The organism is Mesorhizobium sp. M7A.F.Ca.US.011.01.1.1, assembly GCF_003998295.1.
Taxonomy (GTDB): Bacteria; Pseudomonadota; Alphaproteobacteria; order Rhizobiales; family Rhizobiaceae; genus Mesorhizobium.
This window is the reverse complement of sequence record NZ_RZRT01000124.1, coordinates 1-5,484: the sequence shown is the minus strand read 5'-3', so window position 1 is coordinate 5,484 and position 5,484 is coordinate 1. Positions and strand designations below refer to the sequence as shown.

Here is a 5,484-nt window from a genome sequence, read left to right as displayed (position 1 = left end):
CGCTGCATGCCCGCCAGCAGCACCAGGGCCGGGAAGCCGAGCCAATGCCAGACATTGGCAAAAAGGACGCTGCCGAGTGCGGTGTATTCATTGCCGAGCCACGGGATGGCGACGATGCCGAGCAGCACTAGCGTCTGGTTCCCCAGCCCGAACAGCGGATGCAGGAAGAGTTTCCGACCCGACCAAACTTGGCATCCGGAATATCAGTCGACAATGGCCTTTTGCATCTTGAGCAGATGTTTTTCCGCTAACTTGAGACCTTTAGAGTTGGAATAGCCCTTAAACCCGCGACAACCTAGCGTCTATTAGACTCGGTGCATTCGCGGGCACGTTCGGTGCCACAGCGGATGAGTCGAGAATGTAGGCAGGATCGTTTGCCAGCTGCTCCCGGCCATATCGCCCGTTCAGCCACAGCGCTAAGCCGCTTTAATGATGCGAAATCCCTCGACTTCTTTTACCACGGGGAGGCCTTTCCAGCGTTCGGAATCGTGTAGGATGATCAGCCTATCGAGGTTGCCGCCGATTTCGGTATTGATGCGGTCGATGGTCTTGAGCTGGTCCCAGACACTGCCGACGGCGTTGTTGAGAGGCTGATAGACGCCGTCGCGCTTGTGACCGGTGATCTGGCGGGACGAGTAGACGCAATCGCCGGAAAGTACGATGCGGCCGCGCGACGTCTCTATGATGACGAACTGCTGGCCCATCGTGTGGCCCTGCCCCAGCCTCACATGGATGCCTGGCAGAAGGTCGTCGCGGTCACCATCGACCAGCGTCAACCGGTGTTCCACTGCGGCGTCGAAGGCGGCGCGCAGATCGTCGGGATCGATGATGGCGGTGAGGAAGCCGTATTGCGGCGGCAGCGCCATCGCCTCGTGCCAGGAGAGCAACTCCTGTTTCTGCAGATAGAGGCGGGCTTTAGGAAACTGATCGATGGAGCCCATGTGATCGAAATGAGCATGGCTGACGATGATGTCGGTGATGTCGTCCGGCACCAGCCCCAGTTCGGCAAGCATGCGAACCGGGGAAATCCACCAGGGTATGCCGAACTTATCGGAGAAATTCGGGCCGGTTTCGTCCTTCATGAAGCCGGTGTCTACAAGCACGTTGCGGTCGCCGCGCCGCAGCAGAATAAAGGAAAAGGGCAGGTCCGTGGGGCCGTCATCGTACATCCCGCTGACCAGATCGACCCATGGCTGGTTCTTCGATCGCGCGAACTCGATGACATAGATCTGCCAATACTCAGCCTGTGTCATGTGATTCTCCTCAACTTTCCGCAAGTGAGCGGCCAAGGCTGGAAAGCCCTACCGCGATGATCAAAATAGCGCCCTGGAACACGTATTGGGAAAAGGTCGGGGCGCCGAAAATGTTGAGGCCGTTGAAGCCGAAAGCGATGATCAGGGCGCCGACCAAAGTCCCGAGGACATGGAATTCGCCGTCACGCAAAGTCGCCGAGCCGAGAAATACCGCGGCGAACGCCGTCAGCAGATAGGAATCGGCCGCGCTGGTCGTGCCGCTGCCCAGCCGCGACGCTAGGAGAATGCCGGTGAGGGAGGCGCACATGCCGGAAATGACGAAACCAAGCGTCTTGATGCGGTCGACGTTGATACCGGCAAGGCGCGCCGCGGCAGGGTTGCCGCCGACCGCCTGGATTTCCTGGCCGATGGAAGTGCGCTCGACCAGCACCCATAGGATGCCCAGCACGAGGACCATGACGACAATATTGTTGGGGACGCCGAAGAGCCAGCGGCCGAGTGAAAGCTGAAGGAAGGCCTCCGGTACGCCGGCAACGATGGGCACTCCGGCGGAGTAGGCGAAGGCGAGGCCCGTGATGATGGTCCCGACGCCCAGCGTCGCGATCACGGAATTGACTTTCATCTTGGTGACGATGAAGCCGTTGATGAGGCCTATCAGCGCGCCAAGGGCGAGCACGATGAAAATGGCCAGAGGGATCGGCAGCTTGTCGTGGACGATGAAGCCGGTGACGAGAATGCCGTGCAGACTGGCGGCAAAGCCGATCGACAGATCGAGCTCGCCGACGACGACCGCCAATGTTAGACCGCCGGCGATGATCATGGCTAGCGAGGCCTGGTTGAGGACGTTGGTAAAGTTGCCCAGGGTCGAGAATGCCTTCGGCGACAGGATTGAAAAGACTACGATCATTGCCAGCAGCCCGAGGATGGTCGCGTAGCGCGCGAAAATTCCGAGCGCAGCCTTGGTTCGTGGGGTGAGACGTCTGTTGTACGTTGAGACATCGCTCATGTGGTGCTCCCCTTGGTCAATGGCTCCCGCTCACCGTAGCTTGCCTCGACAATAGCGGAGCGCGACATCGATGCGCCGCTCAGTTCGCGAACGACGAGGCCTTCCGCCATCACAAGCACCCGATCGCAAAGATCCGGCAGTTCATCGGGTTCGGACGAGATGACGAGAACCGCCATGCCGGCCGCGGCGAGATCGCGGATCTGGCGGTGGATCTCCGCGCGCGCGCCGACATCGACCCCGCGGGTCGGTTCATCGAGAATGAGGATGTGCGGCGCACGCTGCAGCCAGCGGCCGATAACCACCTTCTGCTGGTTTCCGCCGCTTAGCCGGCCAACAGGAGTGTCCATGCCTGCCGCCTTGATCGAAAGCAGCTTCATCGTCTCGCGAGCGAGCGTGGACTGCGATTTTCGGCTGAGAAGCGGCACCCTGCGTCCGAGCACAAGCTTGTCCAAATTAACCAGACCAAGATTGAAGGCGACGCTCTTCGACAGGAAAAGTCCTTCTGTGCGCCGCTCCTCCGGCACAAGGCCGAGCCCGGCGGCAACCGCGGCTTGCGGCGTTGTCGGCGCGTAAGGTTTGCCTTTGAGCGTCATGCTGCCCGCGTCGGCGCGATCGGCACCATAGATCAACCGCACCAGTTCGCTGCGTCCGGCGCCGACCAGGCCCCCGATGCCCAGAACTTCGCGCTGGCGAAGTTCGAAACATACGCCACGCACCTTGGGCAGGCGTGTTAGATTCTGGACACGCAGAACGACCTCATGGTTCTGCGGTACATATTCAGCCCTGCTATCGTTGCCGACGTGGGCGGAGCCCACGATCGCCTCGACCAACGCCCTCCTGGTCAATCCGGCACGGGTGAATTCGGCGACGGAATTGCCGTCGCGCAGCACCGACACCCGATCGCAGAGTTCCAGGATCTCATCCAGGCGGTGCGAGACGTAAAGCACGGCAACACCGGAGGCCGAGAGGTCCTTGATGATCACGAAGAGCTTCTCGCTCTCGGCGGCGGAGAGCGAGGCGGTCGGCTCGTCCATGACAATGAGCCGCGACTTGCGGACCAGCGCGCGGCAGATATTGATCAACCAGTTTTCGGCGGTCGACAGCCCTTTCACATTTGCGTTCAGCGAGGCGGTGATGCCGACGCGCCTCGCGATGGGCTCGACGTCGCGGGCGATGGCTGCCCAATCGGTCAAGCCGAAGCGCGATCGTTTTGGCACGCCGAGCATGATGTTCTGGAGGACAGTCATGCCCGGAATGAAAGCCAGCTCCTGATGAATGAAGCTCATGCCGAATTCCGTCGCGCGGTGCGCCGTCTCGATGCCGACGGTTTGCCCATCAACCTCGATCGAGCCCCGGTCCGGATGGTTGAGGCCGGCAAGGATCCTGATCATCGTCGACTTGCCAGCGCCATTGGCGCCGACCAAGCCGTGAACCTCTCCCGCCGCAACATCGAGGGAGGCGCTTCGCAACGCCTGGGCGCCACCGAAGGCCTTGCTGATGTTGCGCACGACAAGAAATGGAGGCGCTACGGGCACCGCCATCTCCATTGCCGCATGTCCTGGTACCCTATCGGTCAAAAGCTGGCTGCGCCTACTGGATCGCGTCGGGATGCTTGGTCAGAAAATCCCCCACCGTATCCTTGGTCACCAGCACGGCTGGCACTTCGGCGGCCTTGGGAGCCCAGCTCTTTCCGGCGGCGGTGATCTCCTCAATCATCTTTGCCATATTGTAGCCTTCGGTGTAGCTGTCTTGCCAAGCCGTTGCGGTCATGAAGCCGTTCTTGATATTTTCAAGAGCCTGGGCGTTTCCGTTGATGCCATACACCATTACATCGGTGCGGTTCTGGGCACGCAGCGAGCCGATCGCGCCGATCGCCGGATCATCCCAGCAGCCCCAGATCGCCAGGTTCTCGGCGCCCGCAGGATGCGAGGCGAGCCATGCATTGGCGTACTGCGCGCCGTCTTCAAAATAGCCGGGAATGCGTACTTCGTTCTTGGTCACCTTGATGTCGGGGTATTTGGCGGCCATTTCATCCATGACCTGTTCGCGGTTCCGGCAAACCTCACCCGTGTGATAGGTAAGGGCAAGGATGGAACCCTTGCCGTTCATGTTCTTGAGCATCAGGTCCACGACGGGGATTGCCATTGGGCCGCCCGACCCGTTGGTGGCAGCAACGGTGCCGCCCAGCCCGCCACCCCAGGTGACGACAGGAATACTCGCGGAACCGGCCGCGGCGAGCCCGGCGCCGATCGACGAGAACGGAAACACCATGTCGACGACGGCATGCGCGCCCAGCTGAGCGAAATTCTGAATGGCTGCGTTGGCCTGGTCAGCATTGCCCGCCGCATCGACGACGGTGACTTTCCAGCCGAGTTCGTCTGCCGCTTTGGTTGCACCCTGGATATAGCGGACATTGTTGGCTTCCGTGGCGCTGATCGACACGATACCGAGCAGGGGCTTGTCGGCCGCGCTGGCCTGCGCGCCGGCCAATGCCAGGGCCACGGCGAAAACGCCGAACGTCAGGTTTTTCATGGTTCTCTCTCCCTTATGAGGTTGGACGCGCACCTTCAGATTCAAAGCTGATGACCGCCTAACCGTTTCGGCAGATTTTCGCATCTCAGGCAGATTCGCAAGAAAATTCGTGCAAAGCGGCGCAAAATAGGCGAGAGATTCGCGTTAACGATCAGCTAAACGATTAGCTAAGAGAACAGATGGCCACCATAAAAGACGTCGCAAGGGCTGCCGGCGTGTCGACGGCGACGGTGTCCGCGGTCGTCAACGACACCGCCTATGTGAGTCCGGAATTGCGTGGTCGCGTGCTCGCCGCGGTGCGTGATCTTCGCTATGCGCCTTCCTTGGTGGCGCGGAATTTGCGCAGCGGCCGCAGTCAGCTGATCGCGCTTGCCGTGGCGGATCTGGCAAACCCGTTCTATGCCCGCATCGTCACTGCGGCCGAGGCGGCGGTCGCCGCCTGGGGCTACTCGCTTGTGCTGTTCAACAGCGATGAAAAGCCCGACATCGAAAGACGCATTCTTTCGCGCATTCGAACACTGGGGTGCGATGGGTCGGTGGTCGTTCCAGTGGGACCCGAAAGCCATTACCAGCGGCGGGATTTCGAGGGCGGCGTGCCGGTGGTCCTGCTCGGCCGTTCGATCGGTGATGTCGGCGTCGACACCGTCACCATCGACAATCTGTCGGCCGGCAAGCAGGCGACCAACTACCTTC

The 5,484-nt window shown here is 60.9% G+C and carries 5 protein-coding genes; 1 reads left to right on the top strand and 4 read right to left on the bottom strand.

Annotated features, from left to right (window positions below):
- Positions 1-416 precede the first annotated feature (416 nt).
- The 4 genes from EOA13_RS36425 to EOA13_RS36410 are packed head-to-tail and all read right to left on the bottom strand — an operon-like array spanning position 417 to position 4,836.
- Complete coding sequence (locus EOA13_RS36425) at positions 417-1,253, bottom strand: N-acyl homoserine lactonase family protein (protein ID WP_127297960.1); 837 nt, start codon at positions 1,251-1,253, stop codon at positions 417-419.
- Between the two features lie 10 nt (positions 1,254-1,263).
- Positions 1,264-2,259: an ABC transporter permease gene (locus EOA13_RS36420; RefSeq protein WP_127297959.1), complete on the bottom strand. Its 996-nt coding sequence runs from the start codon at positions 2,257-2,259 to the stop codon at positions 1,264-1,266.
- Entirely contained in the window at positions 2,256-3,800 is a 1,545-nt protein-coding gene (locus EOA13_RS36415; protein ID WP_245490597.1) for a sugar ABC transporter ATP-binding protein, read from the bottom strand. Before EOA13_RS36415 ends, EOA13_RS36420 begins: the two co-directional genes overlap by 4 nt.
- A gap of 49 nt (positions 3,801-3,849) precedes the next feature.
- Positions 3,850-4,836 (bottom strand): sugar ABC transporter substrate-binding protein, encoded by a 987-nt coding sequence (locus EOA13_RS36410; RefSeq protein WP_245490596.1) that lies wholly within the window; start codon positions 4,834-4,836, stop codon positions 3,850-3,852.
- A gap of 134 nt (positions 4,837-4,970) precedes the next feature.
- Between EOA13_RS36410 and EOA13_RS36405 the strand changes: the two genes are divergently transcribed.
- A partial coding sequence (locus EOA13_RS36405; RefSeq protein WP_164780580.1) for a LacI family DNA-binding transcriptional regulator occupies positions 4,971-5,484 on the top strand: 514 nt, incomplete at its 3' end.

Bases quoted from the DNA above. Each gene is read 5' to 3' on its own strand.
- EOA13_RS36425 (WP_127297960.1), bottom strand. From the start codon at position 1,253: ATGACACAGGCTGAGTATTGGCAGATCTATGTCATCGAGTTCGCGCGA.
- EOA13_RS36420 (WP_127297959.1), bottom strand. From the start codon at position 2,259: ATGAGCGATGTCTCAACGTACAACAGACGTCTCACCCCACGAACCAAG.
- EOA13_RS36415 (WP_245490597.1), bottom strand. From the start codon at position 3,800: ATGGCGGTGCCCGTAGCGCCTCCATTTCTTGTCGTGCGCAACATCAGC.